The sequence below is a fragment of the Corynebacterium nasorum genome (assembly GCF_030229765.1).
GTDB classification, from domain to species: Bacteria; Actinomycetota; Actinomycetes; order Mycobacteriales; family Mycobacteriaceae; genus Corynebacterium; species Corynebacterium kefirresidentii.
In genome coordinates this window covers 1-21,997 of record NZ_JASPGY010000001.1, presented here as the reverse complement: position 1 = coordinate 21,997, position 21,997 = coordinate 1, and the positions used below count along the sequence as shown (strand labels likewise).

Below are 21,997 nucleotides of genomic sequence, written 5' to 3'. Positions count from 1 at the left end.
CCGTTTTCAGTGCAAAAATCGCTCGCCTGAATGCTATAATCCCAGCGTAACGGGCATACTGCTAGCGCTTCTTGCCGCGCCTCTCCCGCACTCGCACTGCGATGCGGATGGGCGTTCCATGAAAGCCAAAACGCTCACGGAACTTGCGCTCGAGGTAGCGTCGATAGGCCGCATCCAAAAATCCTGTCGTGAACAAGACAATCGTCGGCGGCTGCGTGGATGCCTGCGTGGCGAACAAAACGCGCGGCAGGCGGTTATTTTTCATCGGCGGAGGATTAGCTGCGATGGCCTCACGCAACCAGTTATTCAACTGACCCGTAGACACGCGCTGGTCCCAGCTTTCCAGCGCCTCGATCATGGCAGGTTCCAGCTTCTGCAGGGCGCGGCCCGTTTCGGCGGAAATATTCACACGCGTAACCCACGGTAGGTGGCTCAGCTGCTGATCGATCTCGCGGTTAAGGTAGTAGCGGCGGTCCTCATCCATGAGGTCCCACTTATTGAATGCGATAACGAGGGCTTTGCCTGCCTCTAGCACCATATTAAGCACGCGCTGATCCTGCTCAGAAATCTCCTCAGAGGCGTCGATAAGCATAATGCAGACCTCGGCAGCATCGATAACGCCGCGCGTACGCAAGGAGGCATAGTACTCATGTCCCTGCGCGTTTTTGACCTTCTTGCGCAGGCCGGCAGTATCAATGAACTTCCACAGCTGCTCATCCAGCTGTACCAAAGAGTCCACCGGATCCACGGTGGTGCCCGCGACATTATCCACCACGGAGCGCTCTTCACTGGTCAGCTTATTGAGCAGGGAGGATTTACCCACATTAGGCTTGCCCACCAAAGCGACGCGGCGCGGACCAGAAGTAATCGCGGTCTGCCGCGGCTCTTCCGGAAATACCCGCAAAATCTCATCGAGCACATCCGCGCCGCCGCGGCCGTGCTGAGCAGATACCGGCCACGGATCGCCCAGGCCCAGCGCATAAAACTCGGCCATATCCGCATACTGATTATCGGAATCAAACTTATTCGATACCAGAATCACCGGCACGGGGGATTTTTGCAGGCGGCGGGCCATGACCTCATCCGTCGCAGTAATTCCCACCTTGGTGTCTACCACCATGACGATGACGTCAGCAGTTTCCATCGCCACCTCTGCCTGGCGAGCGATTGCGCCATGGATGCCCTTGACGTTCGGATCCCAACCGCCGGTATCTTGTACCAAAAAGCGCTGCCCATTCCAGTCCGCTACATAGGAGATTCGGTCACGGGTAACGCCCGGGTGGTCTTCTACCACTGCTTCGCGGCGGCCAAGGAAACGATTGACCAAAGAAGACTTGCCCACATTAGGGCGGCCCACAATGGCTACCGTGCACAGAGCTTCTTCGGTGTGATCATCGGACTCAACACCAAAAGCACGGGAGAGTTCCTCCCATTCCTCTTCGCTTAGCGGCTCTTCTCCTTCTGTTTCTTCACCAAAATCGGCCTCGCCGAATTCCGAGTCATCGAACTCATAGTCAAATTCCTCGGCATTGAAGTCATCAGCGGCCCAACCAGGAGAGGCTTCTACCACCTCATCATCAAACTTTCCGGCCGGGTAATGGAACTGAGTCTCCGACTCTTCCTGGGGATCATGCTTAGTCATTGACCGACTCCTTTACCACGTTAATCAGGGCCTGTATGACATCCTCAGGGCTCATATCCGAGGTATCAACTAAGGTTGCATCGTCTGCTGGGCGCAACGGCGAGGTTTTGCGTGAAGAATCTGCCGCATCGCGGCGCTGCACGTCTGCGAGTACCGTCTCGTAGTCTGAAGCGATTCCTGCCCTTTCGTTCTGCGCCTGACGTCGGCGGGCTCGGACTTCAGCAGAGGCGGTCATGAATGCTTTAGCAGGGGCATCAGCAAGCACAACAGTGCCAATATCGCGCCCTTCTACAATAGCGCGATGTGCCTCGCGGGCTAGCTTGCGCTGCAGGGCTACCAGGTTTTCCCGAACTTCCGGAATGGCAGATACGGCGGAGACATTGCGAGTGACTTCGTCTTCCCGAATAACGCGCGCGACATCCTCGCCGCCGAGAAGAACCTCGGTGGAATCTGGATCATCGGAAACTTCCAATGGCAGATCGGCTGTAGCAGCAATCACCGCGGACGTATCCGCAGGGTCCACTCCCTTACGCAACACGGCAAGAGTTGCTACACGGTACATGGCACCAGTGTCGATGTACTTTGCATCGAGTTGTTTGGCTAGGGCGCGGCACGTGGTCGACTTACCAGTCCCAGAAGGGCCATCCACAGCCAGGATGAGGCCCTGATTCGGCATATTAGAAATCATTACATCTCCACCGCCTTATACAAACTAGTCAATTCGCTGGAATTGAGAGCACGTAGGCCGCCGGGCTTCATATCGCCCAACTGCACCGTATGAAGTTTGGTACGCACCAAACGCTGCACGGGGAAGCCCTCCTCTTTCAACATGCGGCGCACAATGTGCTTGCGCCCCTCATGCAGCTCAAGACGAACCAAAGAATATCCCTGGTTGGTATCTACAACCTGCGCAAAATCTGCCTTTGCCAGGCCATCCTCCAACTCGATTCCTTCCTTGAGCTGTCGCACAAGCTTCCGGTCGGCCTCACCCAAAACAGTGGCGAGGTAGGTCTTCGTCACCTCATACTTAGGGTGCATCAAACGGTTAGCCAACTCGCCGTCATTGGTGAGAATAAGCAGCCCCTCGGTATCGGCGTCGAGGCGGCCTACGTGAAAAAGACGCTGGCCAGCAGCAACCTTTTCCGAAACCACGTCGCCTACGCACGGGCGGCCCAGGTCATCAGACATAGTGGACTGCATGCCGCGCGGCTTGTTGAGCACAAAATATTCGTGCTCCTCGTTGACATTGACGCGCACACCATCTACTCGGATGACGTCAACAGAGGGGTTTACCTTAACGCCCTGCTTGGAAATGATCTTGCCGTTGACCTCAACACGGCCGGCATCGATGAGGATTTCAGCGTGGCGACGAGAAGCAACGCCTGCCTTAGCGAGCACCTTTTGGAGACGTTCCCCCTTAGGCTTGTCTTCATCGACCAGCCAATCGGCGCCCAGTTCTCGGGCTACGGATTCTGCAGTAGCCTTCTGCTTTTTCTTTGACACATGCTGGTGACGGGCCGGCTTAGCATTAGAGACAATGATGTCACTGTCTCGCTGCTTCTTATCCGGTGTGCCGTCACGGCGAGCGGGAGGAGTCACGTACGTGTCCTTTTCTCTCGAAGATATGAAATTACCTGGGCAATCTTACCCCACGCTAGTACTCCTCGTCGATCGCCTCCACGTCAGGCAATAGCGGCGCCAAGTCCGGCAAGCGCTCCAAAGAATCAATCCCTAATAACTCGAGGAACAATTCCGTCGTCTCATAGCGGTGCGCGGCACCTTCAAAATCATCCTGCGGCAGCTCCCGCACCAATCCGCGCAGGCCTAGGGTCCGCATAACACCATCGACATTGACGCCGCGAACAGCGGCAACCTGCTGGCGGGTTACGGGCTGGCGGTAGGCTACCACCGCCAATGTCTCCAGGGCCGCACGCGAGAGCTTTGTCTGGGCGCCATCCAATAGGAATTCTTCTACCGCGCCTGCGTTTTCGGAACGCGTATAAAAGCGCCACCCCTCTTGGGTCTCGCGCAACTCGATACCAGAACCACGATCATTCAGCTCGCGCTGGACAGCGCGCAGGCAATCACTGACGACGTCCCTTTCCGCCCCCAAAGCACGCGCCAAGGACTCCACCGAAGCTGGGGAATCGAGCACGAGCAAGATTGACTCAAGGCGGGAACGGAACTGCGAGATGAGGGGAAGGTCCATAGACGCCAAGCTTACTGTAGCGGAAAACGACGCCTGAAATTTCCTAAATCACTTTCGGTTCCTATTGTGAGGCGGATACCATATTGCAATGGAAACTATTACCCGCACTGACAGACTCATTCTCATCCCACTGTCCGCCGCCAATATCGAAGAGACCCACAAGGTCTACAGCGACGGGCGAATTTGGAGCCACCGACCCAACGGGCGCTTTGCCGATGTCCGCACTACCCGTGCGCTCGCCCAATCATCCTCCCAATCGTGGGACGCCCACCATTTTGGACCATGGGCCGCCTACATGCGCCATAATCCTTCTGAGTTCGTCGGAGTTGGTGGGGCCATTTTTGTCGAAGACGGAAATTTCTGGGACATCAAATACCGCCTCCGCCCTGCTCACTGGGGCTCAGGATTTGCTACAGAGATCACTTCGGCGACGCTAAAGAGCATTCACCAGGTTGATCCTGAATCCCCCATCACCGCCCGAGTGACGACCAACCACCCAGCAGCGATCCGGGTCATTGAAAAGCAAGGACTCCAACAAGTGTGGGAAGGCCGCCGCGTAGGCACCGAGGACAACCCAGATGAGCCTGACGTACGCGTTTATTCTGATCGCGAGCTGGCCCCGGAGACGCTGAAGTTTATCCAGCAGCGTCCTTAGTCCCAGTTCGCGGCGGCAACTACCGCTGGGTCAACGTCCAAACCCGTCCACGAAAGGTCCAACTGGCCCAGCGCTTCTTCCTGTTGTGCGTCAACCGCCTTGGCCTTGTACAACTCCAAAAGAGCCAAGAAACGGCCCACAACTTGCATAGAAACCGTGCAATCGCGGGTCAGGGAACCAAAACTCATCCATTGACCGGCGCCCAGTAGCTTTAAGGTTTCCAGGATCTTGCCGGCTTGCTCTGGTACCGATACCGCCACGGAGTGCACGTGGCCGGTGGCCACTTCTTCCGGCGGCTTTGGGCGGAAGACTCCCGCGGCGAGCTCTGCGAAACTGGCTGGCGTATGGCCGAGGGAGACAGGAGGCAGTAGCTCCGCAAACTTCTCCTCGATAGCTACCGCCCGCGGATAGCTCCGCTGGGCCTCGCGCTGCCACTCCGCGAATTGGTCCGCTACTAGTTTATAGGCCTTATATTGCAAAAGACGAGCAAAAAGAAGGTCGCGCGACTCCAGCAGTTCCAAGTCTTCAATCTCGTCGACATCACCGCGAGGCAGGAGCCGCGCCGCCTTTAAGTCCAAAAGCGTCGCTGCCACCAGCAAGAAATCAGTGGTCTCATCCAAATCCGCAGACTCGCCCAGCTGCCGCGTATAGGCGACAAACTCGTCCGTTACCTCTGAAAGCGCAACATCAGTCACGTCCATCTTTTTGGACTGGATAAGCTGCAAAAGCAGGTCAAATGGGCCCTCAAAATTTCGCAGTGCAATGCGAAAGCCCGTAATCTCCGGCTGGGTCACGATACCTTAAACGGTCGAGCGCTCAATGACCTCTTTGGCCAGGTTGCGATACTGCTGCGTAGCAGGAGAGTTTGGCGCCCACGTAGTAATCGGCTCTCCGGCCACTGACGTTTCCGGGAAACGAACGGTCCGAGTAATTACGGTGTCAAAGACTTTATCGCCAAAATAGTCCACCACTCGGGACATAACTTCCCGAGCATGCTTCGTGCGGCGATCAAACATGGTCACCAAGATACCCATGACCTCAAGATCAAAGTTGATACGGTCAGAGACCTTTTCCACCGTGTCAGTCAATAGCGCTAAACCACGCAGGGAGAAGAACTCGCACTCCATTGGGATGATCACGCCCTGGGAACAGGCAAGCGCGTTGACGGTAAGCAGCCCCAACGAGGGCTGGCAGTCGATGATGATGAAGTCATAATCGCGCCGCACTGGGCGCAGGGCCCGAGCTAGCGTGTGTTCGCGGCCTACTTCATTGACCATCTGAATTTCCGCAGCAGAAAGGTCAATATTCGCCGGTACCAAATCCAAGCCTGCTACACCAGTGTGCTGGATAGCGGAGTGAATAGAGGTATGGCTATCGAGCATGACGTCATAGATAGTGTCCTCGATATCGTCATGTGTGAGCCCCAAACCTGCCGAAAGCGCACCCTGCGGGTCAAGGTCAACCAAGAGGACTTTACGGCCATACTCAGCCAAGCAGGCTCCCATATTAATGGTGGAGGTGGTCTTACCCACGCCGCCCTTTTGGTTACACATCGAAATAATGGTGGCCGGCCCATGCTTTTCCAAGGGTGCGGGTTCTGGCAACTCGCGGATAGGACGACCGGTCAGCCCCACCTCTACATCAGAGGCAGAAAAGAGACCCTCTTCGCTCACAGTCACACCTGCTTCCTTGACGCCAAGTTCCGGACCATGACACTTGGCTTAGGGTTGATTACAACGTTGTCATTAAAGCGTACCCGCTACAGCAAGAAAGTACCGAGACTTAGTTTATATCAAGCTTTTAGCGTTGACTAGAACGTCGTTTGAGTGCGGCCACTAGAGCGATCAGAACGATAAGTATCGCCGCAGCTGCCCCTCCGATAATCCAGCCCATATGCGAGCTCTCATTATCATCTTTGGGTTCTTCCTGTTGCCGCTTATCGAGGTTCTCTGACGCAGATTGATAATTAGGGTCCTGCAAAGTGACGATGAGGGCGGCACCAGAGCCATCGTTGCGCAGCAACTGCATAATGAAGGGATTATCAGGCGCTTCCCCCTCTGGATACGTCAGAGTGAGGGTACGTGATGAAGCATCCACGTCGCGCTTTACGCCTTGGATAATATTGCCTTCACCATCAAGGTAGCGCAGCTTAACGTCGTTTTCCTCCGTGTCCTTAAACTGCTGGTAGAGGTCGTAGGCCTGCTTGAGCCCCATCTTCGCGGTAATCGTATTGCCTTCGATATGAGATTCAAGGTTGACGTATTCCGCACCTTTAAGGTTGGCTTCCCCTGCCGGCTTACGTTCCGGTTTTTCGCCTGGGACTACCGGGAGATTTTCGTTCTCTTTCGCCGGCGCGGGCTTTTCCGCCCCACCTTCGGCCCCCTTGTCTGCCGGCGGATTGCCGCCGTCATCCGGCCTATTCGGTGCCGGGCTCGGCGCTGGAGCACCCTCTGCACCGTCGATTTCTTCCTGAATGTCTTCCTGCTCCACCGAACCATCGGCTACCAGCGTGAGAGTTGCATTCATACCCTGGGCGGAGACGGGAACAGAGATTTGGCCGCCCTCTGGTGGGGCGGTGATGGTAGCAGAGGTACCAGAGGCAGAAACGTTCCACCCATCACCCGAGTAGCTCGCCTCGGCCGGCACTGGCAGGCTCACGGTCGTGGTTTCGCCGGCCGGAACCGGGATAGGCGCGGCAATAGCGGCTTCTACCTCCGGTGGCAGCTGTGCCTGCGCCACCGCGGGGAAAAGCAACGCGGTAGAAAGTACCGCGCCGGCTACACGAGTAGAAAACATATATGTCCTTTCTTAGGCACGGGGGTGAGCAGTGCGCCACACCTCACGCAAGGAGTCGGCAGTGACGTGGGTATATATTTGCGTTGTCGTCACGGATGAATGTCCCAGCAATTCTTGCACGGTGCGCACATCTGCGCCGCCTTCAAGCAGGTGCGTCGCAAAAGAATGCCGCAAGGTGTGGGGAGAAATGGACTTTCCCAGATCTACACGCTGTGCAGCTGTCTTTAACACTGCCCACGCGCTTTGGCGCGATAAAGCTCCGCCGCGGGTATTGAGAAACAACGCCGGCGTTGTGCCTTTGCTCAGCATCGGACGAGCCCGCACCAAATAGGCGTCAATGGCTTGGCGGGCATGCGAACCCAAGGGCACAATCCGCTCTTTGTCGCCCTTTCCGTGCAGGTGGATTACCTCTTGCGCGGAGGAAACGTCATCAACGTTTAGGGAGATTACTTCTGAGATTCGCGCGCCAGTACCGTAGAGCATTTCCAGCAGAGCACGGTCGCGCACATCCACCGGGGTTTCAGTGGGAATTGCCTCAATAAGGCCGCTAACCTCGTCCACCGATAACGTCTCCGGCAAATGCTGTCCAGTTGATGGAGGGGTAACCTCAACCGCAACATCGACGTCTACAACGCCTTCTGCCACGGAAAATTTATGCAACCCGCGGGCTACGATGAGAGCACGATTAGCCGAGGACGCAGCCATTTTTGACCGCAGATCCTTGAGATAAGCCTCCACCATAGGCCGCGTTACCGCGCGCAGGTCCTCTACCCCGTTGTCCTCCAACCAAGTGACATAGCGCCGAACATCACGGCGATAATTACTCAACGTATTGGCAGAAACGCCTCGCTCAACCGCTAGATGGTTAAGCCACGTCTGCGCTATATCTTCGACCGCGCTCACAGCTGCTTCAGGTCCGCGCCCGTGCGCCGGGCACTCATCGACGTCGGCCGCAACGTGAAAGGCTCATCCACGCTGCGGGTCGCCTTGCCACCGCGCAGCACTGCATAAGCCGCCAAAATGCCGCTGCAGGCGATGGAATTGACGATTTCGCCCCGCATTACCTTGTCGACGGCGTCCTCGAGCCGGACCCAAGCAACCTCCATATCAGCTTCTTCATCCCCGGTAGCCTCCATGCGCGGCACCTCAGAAAGGTCGGAGGCTAAGAAAACACGGACCGCTTCTTCGCAGAACCCCGGTGAAGTTACCAAATCCGTCAGCACTGACCACGTCTGCGCGCTCAGACCAGCTTCCTCCTGTAACTCCCGCTTCGCGCCGGTTAGCTCATCTTCGCCGCGTACGTCGAGCAAACCTGCCGGTAATTCCCACAGGCGCTTGCCCACGCTGTGGCGATACTGATACACCATGGCAATGCGTTCGTCCGAGTCCAGTGCCACCACTGCCACCGCGCCTAGGTGCTCTACTACCTCGCGGGAGGCGGAAACATCACCGGGCATGACAACCTCGTCGCGGCGGAGAGCGAGAATGGGGGCGTCGACAAGCAATTGCGAGTCAAGCACCTTGAAATCATGCGCCATGAGCTATTCCTTTCCCGGTAGGGCAGAATCCGCGGTCTCTGTGGCACCATAATCGCCTTGACCACCATCGAGCTGCTCCTCGGTGGCCAAAATAACGGCAATGCGCTCCACTGCGCGCTCGGTGCCATCGACCGTGGACAGCTTCGCATCCTGGTCGCGCACCTGGGCAAGTGCCTTATCGTCCTGAGTTTGTTTGGTACGCCCGCTAAACACTACAGAACCATTGACATCATCCAACCCGGTAACAAATTCCGCCAAAGCATCGGAAGGGTAGCCGCGCAGGCCATTGCCAGAGACGACGATAATGGCCTGGGCGGGAACGATGGTCCCATCCTCGTAGTCAATGAAGCCTTCGTCGCGCAGCTTATGGAGCACATCCGCACGCTCTTGTACTGATGCCATGGGCTTCGTGCTCTCAGGATCCATAGACAATGCAGTGCCGAGCACCTCACCGCTGAGCGCTCCCGCAGAATCCAGATCCTTGGTATCTGCCTTCTTAGGCGCAGTGTCTTTCAGGATGGGCAAAAGCTTGTCTTTAGTTTCGGGGCGCAAAAAGTCCTTGGTCAGCTTAATCTCGCCGGCCTCCGTGGCACCGGAAGTTTCCAAGAGCTTCCGGATTGCGTCCACGTCTCCGCCATTTGCATCGTCGGTGGTGACGATGAGCACGGGGCGCTGAGACAATGCCCCGTTTACTAGTTCCGCCCCGGAATCAGCCACGATTTTATCGCTCGCCTCATTTTGGGTCTGCAAAATCTTATTGTCCTGGACGACCTTGCGGTGCTCCTCACGGATCGGATCATCATCGGCCATGCCGGTGGTCAGATTGGGAGCAATGATCAGGGCACCCAGCGCCACGCCTACTGCGGCGCCGAAGCCCAAGCCTGCTACTAGCTCAGTCTTTGCCATGCTCTATGCGCCCCCAAAGAGCCTGGACCAGGTTTCGCTGAGGTTACTTGCAAAGTCCTGACTTCCGCCGAAACCGACAATGAGGATAACCGCCGCAATGGCTACCAGGATTCCCAGCAGTGCCCACAGCCAGCCAAGGTTGGACGAAGGTGCACTGTAGAGGTTAATCACCGCATCCGCGTCAACCACCTTGGTGCCGGCCTTAAGCCGGGAAAGCACCGCCGACGGGTTGGTGCGATCCGCAAAAATATCATCAAGGTCTACCCCACCGCCTGCCTGCACGATGAGGTCTGCGCCGTGATAATCAGCAAAAAGCAGACCCAAATCGGTACCTGAATGCGTCGCTGCGGGAAAAGTCATGGCACCGATGCCGAGGTCGTGGATGCGGTCAAGGCCTTCTACCTCGCCCTCTGGATCCGCAGGAACAACCACACGGGCGCCACAACGCAGGGCCTCATCGCTGACGCCATTGGGATCACCAATGATGAAATCTGGCTTATACCCCTGTGCTAGCAACGAATCTGCAGCCTCTCCCACCGCAATCAGCAGCGGCTCATACTCGCGGATAAAGTTCCGCAGCTGCTTGAGCTGTTCGCGGTGTCTGTCTGTTGGCGAAAACAGCACGACCTTGCGGCCTGCGATCTCAGAGCCAGAAGCGGGAACCCCGAGGCCGTCGATAAGCAGCGGCCCCTCAGAGTTAATAAAATCAATGGAGTTGCCAAAGAAGGATTCCATGTGGTCAATCAGCGCACCCTGTGCCGCGGTAAAGTTCTTTTCTGCTCGCTCGCGAGTAACCACGCGGCCCGTGCCAAGAGCTTTATCACCGCTAAAGACGGTGCCATCCTCCCCGATTCGCGCCTTCTTTCCATCCTTGAACTCGGACACGAAGGACTGGCCAACGCCCTCAACGAGGGCAATGTCGGCGTCAAGCAAAATGTGCGGGCCATAATTGGGGACCGTACCGGTAGAAAACTCCGCCACGTTAATCACGGCGGAGGGTTTAAGGTCAACGAGGGTCTGGGCCTCGTGGCGAGAGATATTAGCCGCATCAATTACGGCGACATCGCCTTCACTAAATTTTTTCATCCCCTTAGCGCCCGGAGTGCAATCGCGCAGTGCACCAGGCTGCTCGGGGTTACGGGAAAACAGAGCCATGACCCCTATTGTGACGTGATTATTGTTTCTAGTGGGTTAGGCGCGCGGAAGCTTCTTGCTGTGCCCGCTCAAAAAGCTCCTGCGCGTGCGCGCGACCAGTCTCCGTATCATCCAAGCCTGCCAGCATGCGCGCCAACTCCTCCACGCGCTCGTCCTGCGAAAGCTCGGCCACACCAGAAGTGAATTTTTCCTTCGAAACATGCAGGTGTGCATCGGCATACGCTGCTACCTGCGGCAAGTGTGTTACCACGATAACTTGGTTGTGCACGGCCAAACGTGCCAGGCGGCGGCCAATTTCCACCGCCGCGCGTCCGCCCACACCGGCATCTACCTCATCGAAGACCAAGGTGGCGCCGTCCTCATCCGCTAGCACCACCTCCAAGGCCAACATGACACGGGAAAGTTCGCCGCCTGAAGCTGCAGACGCGATCGGCTTTCCGTTCAGCTGCAGCTCGGCCGCGTCCGCGCCAGTTTTAGAATATTTCGCCTGCGTCAACTCAACCGTCAACGTTGAATTCGGCATGGCTAGGCCGTGCAGCTCTTGCGTGACCTGCTCCCCCAAAGCCTTCGCCGCTTGCCGGCGCCCCTTTGTCAGCTCCCCAGCCCGCTCAACCATCACCGATTCAGCGTCCTTGACCTGCTTTTTCAATTCCTCTAGGGCTTCAGTTGAGGTATCCATGGATTCGAGCTTTGCTGCAGCTTCATCCCGCCAAGCTATAACTCCGTCAATATCCCCGGCATATTTGCGGGTCAGTGTACGAAGCTCCTGCTGGCGCTGCAAGGACTTTTCTAAAAGCTGCGGATCCGCCGGCAACCCGGCCAGATACCCTCCCAGCTCGCCGGAAATATCGCCCAGTTGTGAAGAAATCTCACTGAGCCGTTCGCCCAAGGCGGCCAATTCCTTGTCGGTAGTCCCCGCCAATGCCGAAACCGCCCGGCCCAGCAACGCCGAGGCAGCCTCTTCCAGTTCCTCGGTGCCGTCGATAGAAGCCAGTGCAACTTCCGCGGATTCGCGAAGACCGTCGACGTCTTGCAGCTTGCGAACCAGCTGCACCAGCTCCTCATCCTCACCCGGCTCCGGCGCAACGCCGTCGATCTCATCCACCGCGAACTGCAGGCGATCAACCTCTTGCGCGAGTTCGCGGCGCTGCTCTGTACGCCGCTTATAGTCCTTTGCCAAACGGCGCCATTCTTTAAAAGCCTCGGTATAGCGACGGCGTACCTCGGTCAACGTAGGATCCGCACGGTCTACTGCACCCAATTGTTCCTCGGGAGCAAGCAAACGCAGCTGATCATTTTGCCCATGGACCGTAATAAGTTCGCGGGCAAATTCGCCTAAGGTTGCCGCAGGCACCGCCCGACCACCCAAATAGGCCCTCGATCTACCTGCAGCAGAAACCGTCCGGGAGACGATGTATTCTCCATTTTCATCGGGCTCCCCACCTACTGATTCGACCAACTCGCGGATAGAATCTTTCCCCGAGGAAAAATGCCCCTCTACTGCTGCTTTCTTCGCCCCATCCCGCACCCGGGAGGCATCCGCGCGTCCACCTGCTAAAAGCCGCAATCCAGTAACCACCATGGTCTTGCCCGCGCCAGTCTCACCAGTAAGCACGGTTAGACCAGTAGAGAGCTCCGCGGAGCTCTGGCTAATAACGCCCAAGTCATTAATGGAAATATCGACGAGCACTACTTCTCCTTCGGCCCGCGCCACCCTTCTACGGGCAGGCGCAGCTTCGAGACTAAACGGTCAGTAAAAGGTTGGTCATCCAAGCGTACCCATCGCACCGGACGCGCGCCTCGCACTACCTCCACGCGAGCTCCCGGCGGCATTGCGAGCTCACGGAAACCATCCAAAATCACGGTCGCCGGAGTTGTACGCATGGTTGATTCAACGGCAACTAAAGAATTGGGCGAGACGACTAGTGGCTTAGTAAACAAAGCGTGCGCATTATTCGGTACTACCAAAATCGCATCGAGAGAGGGCCACAGCACCGGCCCGCCAGCCGAAAACGCATAGGCGGTCGACCCAGTAGGCGTGGAGATGAGCACCCCATCACAACCGAAGGAAGACACCGGCCTGCGGTCAACTTCCAAAATTGCGTCCAATACTCCAGAGCGATTTTGGTTTTCTACCGAAGCCTCATTCAGAGCCCAGCTGCGATTGAGAAGGGTTCCTTCCTCGTCAAAGATGGTGACATCGATGGTGAGTCGATCCTCAATGCGGTACCTTTTGTCTATGACCCGCACTAAGGCCTGATCTAGGGATTCGACTTCCCACTCAGCCAGAAATCCCACATGCCCAAGGTTGATTCCTAGCACCGGAATATCCACAGAACGTGCCATATCCGCTGCACGGAGGAAGGTTCCGTCTCCACCGAGTACCAGGACTAATTCGCACCCCGAAGCCGCGTCTTCGGTGTGGGGGACGTGCTTTAGCCCAGGCAAGACCTTCTCGTCCGCGCACACTCGAACAGTAATCCCGGCATCTTGTAGCAGCTCCGCTGCTCGCGACGTTGCCTGCAGGTTCTGCTCGCGGTTGGCATGAGGCACCAACAGGATCTCACGGGTCATTGCGGGCCTTCCTCGACTGCACGGTCAATCATTTCTTCTACTCTAGCCAGATCCGTGGGAGCGCCGTCCTTTTTCAGCCATAAGAAGTACTCCACATTGCCGCTTGGCCCAGGCAGCGGGGACGCTACAGCTCCGTGCATGCTCAACCCAAGGGACAGGGCAAACTCAGCGACTTCCTTGGTTACTTCCTTGCGCAGTTCCGGTGAACGAACGACACCACCGCTTCCGAGGCGCTCTTTGCCCACTTCAAATTGCGGCTTCACCATGGGCAACAACCAAGCGCCGTCCTTCAGACATTCCACAATGGCCGGCAATACCAAGCGGAGGGAAATGAAGGACAAGTCGCCTACCATGCCGTCGCAAGGGCCGTCGGTAAGCTCCAGCGTTAAATTCCGGATATTCGTACGGTCTAAAACGGTTACGCGATCATCGTTTTGCAGGCGCCATAGCAACTGCCCATAGCCTACGTCGACAGACAGCACTTCCTGCGCACCGTGTTCAAGGCACACGTCCGTAAAGCCACCGGTAGAAGCGCCGGCATCGAGGATTCGGCCGTTCATATCGACGTCGAACGCCGCCAAGGCGCCCAAAAGCTTGTGAGCGCCACGTGAAGCCCACTTGTCTTCTTCGGCTTCCTCTACCTTGATGGAAACCTCGGGCTCTACAATCGACGCCGGCTTTTGCGCCTTGAAGCCACCAACCGTGACACGGCCGGACTTAATCATCTCCCGTGCCTGCTCACGTGACCGCGCAATCTTTCGGCGCACCAGCTCCGCATCTAACCTACGACGTTGTGGGGGCATTAATTCTCCTGCAATGCATCGCGCAACACATTGTGGGCGCGATCAAGCTGATCTACTTCAGCGGCCAAATCCGCTGCGTCTTCTCCAAGGATCTCTGCTACTTCCGCATCGATCTCTGCCGGCTCCTTGACAGCCCGAAAATCATGCGGCTTTACCGCCATTGCGCAACAACCCTTTCCGCACGCTCGCTTCGCGGCTGAATATAGCGGGGCGGTGACGGCATGGCCCATGCAACTTCCAACACGGTGCGCAATGCCTGAACGGAGGTAGATTTTTCGTCACCGCCCTCGAGCAGAAGATCATGTCCATCACACCGAGCAGTAAATCCACCCTGTGCTCCAGGTCGGGCAACAGAGACCGGCAAAGCCAGTTCATGCATACCTGCACCAATAAAGTTGGGGCGCGCCTCCACAGGTGCCTCAATAAGTTCTAGTTCCCCAGAAACACCGGTAAGCACATGGAAGGTATTCATGGCAGCAGAATTACCACCGGCAATATCGGTATCCAAACGGTCGCCTACAGCAAGCGGTTTTTTCGCACCAATTTGCTTCGCCGCAAAAGTAAACATGGCTGGCTCAGGCTTTCCAGCAGACACCGGCTCTACCCCGGTGGCGGACTGGATGGCGGCCACGAGGGAACCATTGCCCACGGCAAATCCCCTCTCGATAGGCAGAGAAGTATCTAGGTTCGATGCGAAAAACTTCGCTCCCTGGCGGATGGCCAGAGCCCCTTCAGTCAATTGCTCCCAGCCAACAGAACGGTCAAAACCCTGCACAACAGCGGCAGGCTTGTCATCAGCGCTGGAGACCACCTCAAAGCCCATCTCGCGGGCCAAATCACGAAAGGAATCAGCACCAACAATGAGGAGTTTCGAGGCGGCTGGCACCTCATCCGCCACTAATTGAAGGACTGCTTGGGCGGAGGTAATAATCTGCTGCGTGGTCGCCTCGAGCCCGATGTCTGCCAGCATCTTCGACACTGCTTCTGGGCTGCGTGAAGCATTGTTCGTCACGTACACCGCCGGCACACCACAGGTATTGATGACGTCCACCACGTTAGAAAGTGGGCGGCCGCCTTCCCACACGGTGCCATCAAGATCGAGCAGAAGAGCATCGTGTTTGCTTAGAACCGTCACTACTTACACTCCTCTAAGCGCTCCGCTGCATCGGTCCAGTCGCCCTCATCAATCGACACTGCGTGTTCAAACCAATCCTTGGCCTCATCTTTCCGGCCAGCTTCCAGCAGTGCGTTGGCGTAGGCATAAGCCAGGCGGCATGCACCTATCCCGCGTGCATCGCGATCAGGATGAGCGCGTTGGATAGTTACGACGGCAGACTCGGCTTGGCCCATATCTAAGCGGGCTCCGGCTAAAACAATCGCTAGCTCAATTTTAGATTCATCATCTAGGTCGGCCGCCTCATCCGTGCGCCCAAGCTCGAGCGCCTTTTCTGGGCGTCCCAAGCCGCGCTCACAGTCAGCCATTACGGCCAGCAGCCCAGGCCCGCCGGAAATACGCCGGGAAGCACGCAATTCAGCGAGCGCTTCCTTCCACTCGCCAGCACGATATGCGGCAATACCATTGACCTCTCGGGCGATAGCCACGCGGCCGGCACGGTCCTTAGCAGCACGTGCATGGCGCAAGGCAAGCTTGGGATCGTCTTCCATCCAGGTCGCAGCCATGATCATATGCTTGGCGACGGCCTCGGAATTCTCCTTCGAGAGCGATTTTAGGTCCTGCAAAACCAAGGGATCCAAATCGTTAACATCCACCTCGGCCGGGATGTCTGGGTCACTCATGCGACGATTGATGCGTTCCTCACGGTAACCGGAGCGCTGCGGCGAAAAAGACTTCTTTTTCCGGGAATCGCCCTTAAAATCACGGCCCTTGTTATTGCGTGGTTTGCGGTCACGTCCAGCTCGCCCGTTGTGGTTGCGCTCCGACATTAAGCCCTACCCTTTCTTGGTTGGAACTAGCACAGAAATACCGGCCCTATTCTACAACCCCAAGCGAAAAAGCCGGAATTTAGATCCTCTTGCGCTGCCGCAGCGTGAGCCATACAGCGCTAGGCCAAACGCTCGCCCAGACCGGTTCAATAAGACGGCGCTCGATCCTACTGAACGCAAATTAATTGCCAGGACCACCCACAGTGGAAAGCCACTCCGCCCCGCAACGCTCCACAACTCTTCACCGCCGACCGGCCGCGCAGTTGTACGAGCGTGCAAACGGACACTAGGAGGCTTAATCGCTCATTGCGTTACTGAACGCTCCGCGGACGCCCTAGTGCCGTACTCTTGGCTTTGCAGATGAGGCCTTCCACCGGCCGGGAGGGCTGGTAAAACGCAAAAAGAAGAGGGCGGTGGTATGCCGTCCTCTTCTTCTTTGTTGTATTTTGTTGTGTTTGTTGTTTGGTGTCGGCGGTGACTTACTCTCCCACAACCTCCCGGTTGCAGTACCATCAGCGTGTGCAGGCTTAGCTTCCGGGTTCGGAATGGGACCGGGCGTTTCCCTGCAGCTATTGACCACCGACAAACCTTCAGAACATCTACCCTCTTTTTGGGTGTTTGGGTGTTGTGTCAGATACTGCATAGTGGACGCGGTCACGACAGTGACAAATTTGTTGTTTCTTGTTTTTGTTGTTTTGCCAGCACACATTGCGTGTGTTGGTGTTTGTTGTGGTCAATTAGTACCAGTAGCCTTCACACCTTACAGTGCGTCCAGGTCTGGCCTATCTACCCTATCGTCTTTAGGGGACCTTAACGAAACCTCATCTTAAAACAGGCTTCCCGCTTAGATGCTTTCAGCGGTTATCCCTTCCGTACGTAGCCAACCAGCGATACCCCTGGCGGGATAACTGGCACACTAGAGGTACGTCCGTCCCGGTCCTCTCGTACTAGGGACAGCTTTCTTCAAGTTTCAACGCGCGCGGCGGATAGAGACCGAACTGTCTCACGACGTTCTGAACCCAGCTCGCGTGCCGCTTTAATGGGCGAACAGCCCAACCCTTGGGACCTACTCCAGCCCCAGGATGCGACGAGCCGACATCGAGGTGCCAAACCATCCCGTCGATATGGACTCTTGGGGAAGATCAGCCTGTTATCCCCGGGGTACCTTTTATCCGTTGAGCGACACCACATCCACAAGTAGGTGCCGGATCACTAGTCCCGACTTTCGTCCCTGCTCGACATGTCTGTCTCACAGTCAAGCTCCCTTGTGCACTTACACTCACCACCTGATTGCCAACCAGGCTGAGGGAACCTTTGGGCGCCTCCGTTACATTTTGGGAGGCAACCGCCCCAGTTAAACTACCCACCAGGCACTGTCCCCAACCCAGATCATGGGCCAAGGTTAGATGCTCAATCCGATCAGAGTGGTATTTCAACAACGACTCCACCACCACTAGCGTGATAGCTTCCAAGTCTCCCACCTATCCTACACAAACCGAACCAAACACCAATACCAAGCTATAGTGAAGGTCCCGGGGTCTTTTCGTCCTGCCGCGCGTAACGAGCATCTTTACTCGTAGTGCAATTTCACCGGGCCTGTGGTTGAGACAGCAGAGAAGTCGTTACGCCATTCGTGCAGGTCGGAACTTACCCGACAAGGAATTTCGCTACCTTAGGATGGTTATAGTTACCACCGCCGTTTACTGGGGCTTAAATTCTCAGCTTCGCCAACAACGTTGACTAACCGGTCCTCTTAACCTTCCAGCACCGGGCAGGCGTCAGTCCATATACATCAACTTAACGTCTTCGCATGGACCTGTGTTTTTGATAAACAGTCGCTTCCCTCTATTCTCTGCGACCCCACAACGCTTAACACCGCAAGGATGCTCACATCGTAGGGCCCCCCTTCTCCCGAAGTTACGGGGGCATTTTGCCGAATTCCTTAACCACAGTTCACCCGAACGCCTTAGTATTTTCAACCTGACCACCTGTGTCGGTTTAGGGTACGGGCCATACACACACATCGCTAGAGGCTTTTCTCGACAGTACAGGATCACCACCATCAACCCTTTTGGGTCTACGCATCACGCCTCAACCATATGTGCGGCGGATTTACCTACCACACGGTCTGCACGCTTACACCACCAATCCAATAAGTGGCGTGGCTACCTCACTGCGTCACCCCATCACTTGAACCACACATCAGGCCCCACGACATCAACACCACCAGACTTCAAAGAAGACCAGCAATGCATCCGCGGTGGTTAGTATCAGTGCTTTATCATGGGCGCGCATGTACGGGTACCAGAATATCAACTGGTTATCCATCGACTACGCCTGTCGGCCTCGCCTTAGGTCCCGACTCACCCTGGGAAGACGAACTTGACCCAGGAACCCTTAGTCATCCGGCGGATAGGATTCTCACCTATCAATTCGTTACTCATGCCTGCATTCTCACTCGCACACAGTCCACGCCTCCTTACGGTAACGCTTCAACCCATGCACGACGCTCCCCTACCCAACAAAAAAATTGTTGCCGCGGCTTCGGCGGTGTACTTGAGCCCCACTACATTGTCGGCGCAGAACCACTCGACCAGTGAGCTATTACGCACTCTTTCAAGGATGGCTGCTTCTAAGCCAACCTCCTGGCTGTCTTCGCGATCCCACATCCTTTTCCACTTAGTACACCCTTAGGGGCCTTAACCGGCGATCTGGGCTGTTTCCCTCTCGACTATGAAGCTTATCCCCCACAGTCTCACTGCCGTACAACACAATTAGTGGCATTCGGAGTTTGGCTGACATTGCTAAGATTGTAGTCCCGCTCAACCAACCAGTCGCTCTACCTCCACCAAGCTATAATACGACGCTGCACCTAAATGCATTTCGGGGAGAACCAGCTATCACGGAGTTTGATTGGCCTTTCACCCCTACCCACAGCTCATCCCCGCAGTTTTCAACCTACGTGGGTTCGCGCCTCCACAACCTCTTACAGCTGCTTCACACTGGCCATGGGTAGATCACCCCGCTTCGGGTCCAGGACATGCCACTTGACACCCCATTAGGATTCGGTTTCCCTACGGCTACCCCACACGGGTTAACCTCGCGACATGCCGCTGACTCGCAGGCTCATTCTTCAAAAGGCACGCCATCACACACACACGGTGCTCTGACGGATTGTAAGCACATGGTTTCAGGAACTATTTCACTCCCCTCCCGGGGTACTTTTCACCATTCCCTCACGGTACTCATACACTATCGGTCACACTGAGTATTTAGGCTTACCGGGTGGTCCCGGCAGATTCACAGCAGATTCCACGAGCCCGCTGCTACTCGGGCAACCCAACAACCCACACATCATCATCTTCAGCTACAGGACTCTCACCTACTCCGGCAGGCCATTCCAAACCACTTCACCTAACAACAATGCGCAAGCACGATGATGGTAGTCACCGCACATCAGGGCCCACAACACCGCACACACAACCCCTACCAGGTATCACATGCACACGGTTTAGCCTCATCCACGTTCGTTCGCCACTACTAGCAGAATCATTATTATTTTCTTCTCCTACGGGTACTGAGATGTTTCACTTCCCCGCGTAAACCCCCACAACAGCTATGAATTCACTGAAGGGTAACCCCACATAACCAGGGCCAGGTTTCCCCATTCGGACATCCTCGGATCAACGCTTAATTGACAACTCCCCGAGGCTTAACGCAGCCTTTCACGTCCTTCATCGGCTCAGCATGCCAAGGCATCCACCATGCGCCCTTAATAACGAACACACAAACCACCACACACAAAAAGCGCGGGCGGCCACACAAGTGAACTTGACAAAATAAACACAAAAAAGAAATCACACAAACACACACAACACACCACACACAAAGCGCAGCACGTCATACGTGTTTAATGCTCGCGTCCACTATACAGTTCTCACACAACACCCCAACCATCAACCAGCACACACACTGTGTCCACCAGTCATATGGTCAGGCACCAAAAAAGGGGATAATGCCCCAGACACCCAACAATGCACCAACATACAAACAAATACTTTTTTCAAACTGTGCACGACACTGTGTGTCACAAAGCGCCATTCAAACACTCGGTCTTTGTCTTAAAGGTGTATCTTCCACCCGGAAATTTTCAAACAAACAACGTTGGCAGCATGACACTCGCACACTCAACCAACACCCACCACAAAGTGGCAGGACAAGGCACAACTGTGCCCAAATAATAAAGCTCCTTAGAAAGGAGGTGATCCACCCGCACCTTCCGGTACGGGTACCTTGTTACGACTTCGTCCCAATCGCCGATCCCACCTTCGACGGCTCCCTAACAAGTTTGGGCCACCGGCTTCGGGTGTTACCAACTTTCATGACGTGACGGGCGGTGTGTACAAGGCCCGGGAACGTATTCACCGCAGCGTTGCTGATCTGCGATTACTAGCGACTCCGACTTCATGGGGTCGAGTTGCAGACCCCAATCCGAACTAAGGCCGGCTTTCAGCGATTCGCTCCACCTCACAGTGTCGCTGCGCGTTGTACCGACCATTGTAGCATGTGTGAAGCCCTGGACATAAGGGGCATGATGATTTGACGTCATCCCCACCTTCCTCCGAGTTGACCCCGGCAGTCTCTCATGAGTCCCCAACCAAATGCTGGCAACATAAGACAAGGGTTGCGCTCGTTGCGGGACTTAACCCAACATCTCACGACACGAGCTGACGACAACCATGCACCACCTGTACACCAGCCACAAAGGGAAAGACTATCTCTAGCCCGATCCGGTGTATGTCAAGCCCAGGTAAGGTTCTTCGCGTTGCATCGAATTAATCCACATGCTCCGCCGCTTGTGCGGGCCCCCGTCAATTCCTTTGAGTTTTAGCCTTGCGGCCGTACTCCCCAGGCGGGGCGCTTAATGCGTTAGCTACGGCACGAAAGTCGTGAAAAGACCCTCACACCTAGCGCCCACCGTTTACGGCATGGACTACCAGGGTATCTAATCCTGTTCGCTACCCATGCTTTCGCTCCTCAGCGTCAGTAACTGCCCAGTAACCTGCCTTCGCCATCGGTGTTCCTCCTGATATCTGCGCATTTCACCGCTACACCAGGAATTCCAGTTACCCCTACAGTACTCAAGTTATGCCCGTATCGCCTGCACGCCCGGAGTTAAGCCCCGGAATTTCACAGACGACGCGACAAACCACCTACGAGCCCTTTACGCCCAGTAATTCCGGACAACGCTCGCACCCTACGTATTACCGCGGCTGCTGGCACGTAGTTAGCCGGTGCTTCTTATCTAGGTACCGTCACAAAAAGCTTCGTCCCTAGCGAAAGGAGTTTACAACCCGAAGGCCGTCATCCCCCACGCGGCGTCGCTGCATCAGGCTTGCGCCCATTGTGCAATATTCCCCACTGCTGCCTCCCGTAGGAGTCTGGGCCGTATCTCAGTCCCAATGTGGCCGTCCACCCTCTCAGGCCGGCTACCCGTCGCCGCCTTGGTAGGCCATTACCCCACCAACAAGCTGATAGGCCGCGAGCTCATCCTACACCGAAAAAACTTTCCAACCATCACACTAAAAATGGCTCCTATCCGGTATTAGACCCAGTTTCCCAGGCTTATCCCGAAGTGCAGGGCAGATCACCCACGTGTTACTCACCCGTTCGCCACTCGAGTACCCTGCAAGCAGGGCCTTTCCGTTCGACTTGCATGTGTTAAGCACGCCGCCAGCGTTCGTCCTGAGCCAGGATCAAACTCTCCACAAAAAA

18 protein-coding genes and 3 rRNA genes are annotated in these 21,997 nt (G+C 56.0%); 1 reads left to right on the top strand and 20 read right to left on the bottom strand.

Going from position 1 to position 21,997, the window contains the following annotated elements; translation table 11 throughout:
- Positions 1-61: 61 nt before the first annotated feature.
- Genes der through scpB form a run of 4 tightly spaced genes read right to left on the bottom strand, consistent with a single transcriptional unit; the run spans position 62 to position 3,851 of the window.
- Positions 62-1,642 carry a ribosome biogenesis GTPase Der gene (gene der / locus QP904_RS00105; RefSeq protein WP_023021601.1) on the bottom strand — a complete coding sequence of 527 codons (1,581 nt, stop codon included), beginning with the start codon at positions 1,640-1,642 and terminating at the stop codon, positions 62-64.
- Entirely contained in the window at positions 1,635-2,330 is a 696-nt protein-coding gene (gene cmk / locus QP904_RS00100; protein ID WP_200287537.1) for a (d)CMP kinase, read from the bottom strand. The genes der and cmk overlap by 8 nt, the downstream gene beginning before the upstream one ends.
- A complete protein-coding gene (locus QP904_RS00095) occupies positions 2,330-3,241 on the bottom strand; it encodes a pseudouridine synthase (RefSeq protein ID WP_284835335.1) in 912 nt (303 codons plus the stop codon). The genes cmk and QP904_RS00095 overlap by 1 nt, the downstream gene beginning before the upstream one ends.
- A 55-nt stretch (positions 3,242-3,296) precedes the next feature.
- Complete coding sequence (gene scpB, locus QP904_RS00090) at positions 3,297-3,851, bottom strand: SMC-Scp complex subunit ScpB (protein ID WP_284835334.1); 555 nt, start codon at positions 3,849-3,851, stop codon at positions 3,297-3,299.
- A gap of 88 nt (positions 3,852-3,939) precedes the next feature.
- On the opposite strand from scpB, the gene QP904_RS00085 reads away from it, so the two are divergent.
- On the top strand, positions 3,940-4,506 hold the full coding sequence (locus tag QP904_RS00085; protein WP_023021605.1) for a GNAT family N-acetyltransferase: 567 nt from the start codon (positions 3,940-3,942) through the stop codon (positions 4,504-4,506).
- On the opposite strand, the gene QP904_RS00080 is transcribed toward QP904_RS00085, so the two are convergent.
- From QP904_RS00080 to QP904_RS00005, 16 genes are all read right to left on the bottom strand, one after another.
- Entirely contained in the window at positions 4,503-5,300 is a 798-nt protein-coding gene (locus tag QP904_RS00080; protein WP_200287539.1) for a segregation and condensation protein A, read from the bottom strand. The genes QP904_RS00085 and QP904_RS00080 overlap by 4 nt on opposite strands.
- 6 nt (positions 5,301-5,306) lie before the next feature.
- Complete coding sequence (locus QP904_RS00075; protein ID WP_034668724.1) at positions 5,307-6,179, bottom strand: ParA family protein; 873 nt, start codon at positions 6,177-6,179, stop codon at positions 5,307-5,309.
- 127 nt (positions 6,180-6,306) lie between these two features.
- Positions 6,307-7,302: a hypothetical protein gene (locus QP904_RS00070; RefSeq protein ID WP_284835333.1), complete on the bottom strand. Its 996-nt coding sequence runs from the start codon at positions 7,300-7,302 to the stop codon at positions 6,307-6,309.
- Positions 7,303-7,314: 12 nt separating this feature from the next.
- Positions 7,315-8,205: a site-specific tyrosine recombinase XerD gene (gene xerD / locus QP904_RS00065; protein ID WP_239208317.1), complete on the bottom strand. Its 891-nt coding sequence runs from the start codon at positions 8,203-8,205 to the stop codon at positions 7,315-7,317.
- On the bottom strand, positions 8,202-8,840 hold the full coding sequence (locus QP904_RS00060) for an NUDIX domain-containing protein (RefSeq protein ID WP_023021610.1): 639 nt from the start codon (positions 8,838-8,840) through the stop codon (positions 8,202-8,204). Before QP904_RS00060 ends, xerD begins: the two co-directional genes overlap by 4 nt.
- Positions 8,841-8,843: 3 nt before the next feature.
- On the bottom strand, positions 8,844-9,746 hold the full coding sequence (locus QP904_RS00055; RefSeq protein ID WP_284835332.1) for a copper transporter: 903 nt from the start codon (positions 9,744-9,746) through the stop codon (positions 8,844-8,846).
- 3 nt (positions 9,747-9,749) lie between these two features.
- Positions 9,750-10,901, bottom strand: a complete 1,152-nt coding sequence (steA, locus tag QP904_RS00050; RefSeq protein WP_239208314.1) for a putative cytokinetic ring protein SteA — start codon at positions 10,899-10,901, stop codon at positions 9,750-9,752.
- A 28-nt stretch (positions 10,902-10,929) separates the two neighbouring features.
- Positions 10,930-12,591 carry a DNA repair protein RecN gene (gene recN, locus QP904_RS00045; RefSeq protein WP_239208313.1) on the bottom strand — a complete coding sequence of 554 codons (1,662 nt, stop codon included), beginning with the start codon at positions 12,589-12,591 and terminating at the stop codon, positions 10,930-10,932.
- Positions 12,591-13,475 carry an NAD kinase gene (locus tag QP904_RS00040; RefSeq protein WP_023021614.1) on the bottom strand — a complete coding sequence of 295 codons (885 nt, stop codon included), beginning with the start codon at positions 13,473-13,475 and terminating at the stop codon, positions 12,591-12,593. Before QP904_RS00040 ends, recN begins: the two co-directional genes overlap by 1 nt.
- On the bottom strand, positions 13,472-14,278 hold the full coding sequence (locus QP904_RS00035) for a TlyA family RNA methyltransferase (protein ID WP_239208312.1): 807 nt from the start codon (positions 14,276-14,278) through the stop codon (positions 13,472-13,474). Before QP904_RS00035 ends, QP904_RS00040 begins: the two co-directional genes overlap by 4 nt.
- A complete protein-coding gene (locus tag QP904_RS00030) occupies positions 14,278-14,439 on the bottom strand; it encodes a hypothetical protein (protein WP_005324658.1) in 162 nt (53 codons plus the stop codon). Before QP904_RS00030 ends, QP904_RS00035 begins: the two co-directional genes overlap by 1 nt.
- Positions 14,430-15,413 carry an HAD-IIA family hydrolase gene (locus QP904_RS00025; RefSeq protein ID WP_284835331.1) on the bottom strand — a complete coding sequence of 328 codons (984 nt, stop codon included), beginning with the start codon at positions 15,411-15,413 and terminating at the stop codon, positions 14,430-14,432. The genes QP904_RS00030 and QP904_RS00025 overlap by 10 nt, the downstream gene beginning before the upstream one ends.
- Positions 15,413-16,222: a tetratricopeptide repeat protein gene (locus QP904_RS00020; RefSeq protein ID WP_225746996.1), complete on the bottom strand. Its 810-nt coding sequence runs from the start codon at positions 16,220-16,222 to the stop codon at positions 15,413-15,415. Before QP904_RS00020 ends, QP904_RS00025 begins: the two co-directional genes overlap by 1 nt.
- Before the next feature lie 466 nt (positions 16,223-16,688).
- Positions 16,689-16,806 (bottom strand): 5S ribosomal RNA (gene rrf / locus QP904_RS00015).
- Between the two features lie 134 nt (positions 16,807-16,940).
- Positions 16,941-20,008 (bottom strand): 23S ribosomal RNA (locus QP904_RS00010).
- A 468-nt stretch (positions 20,009-20,476) separates the two neighbouring features.
- Positions 20,477-21,994 (bottom strand): 16S ribosomal RNA (locus tag QP904_RS00005).
- The 16S, 23S and 5S rRNA genes sit together here, the layout of an rRNA operon.
- Between the last annotated feature and the right edge of the window lie 3 nt (positions 21,995-21,997).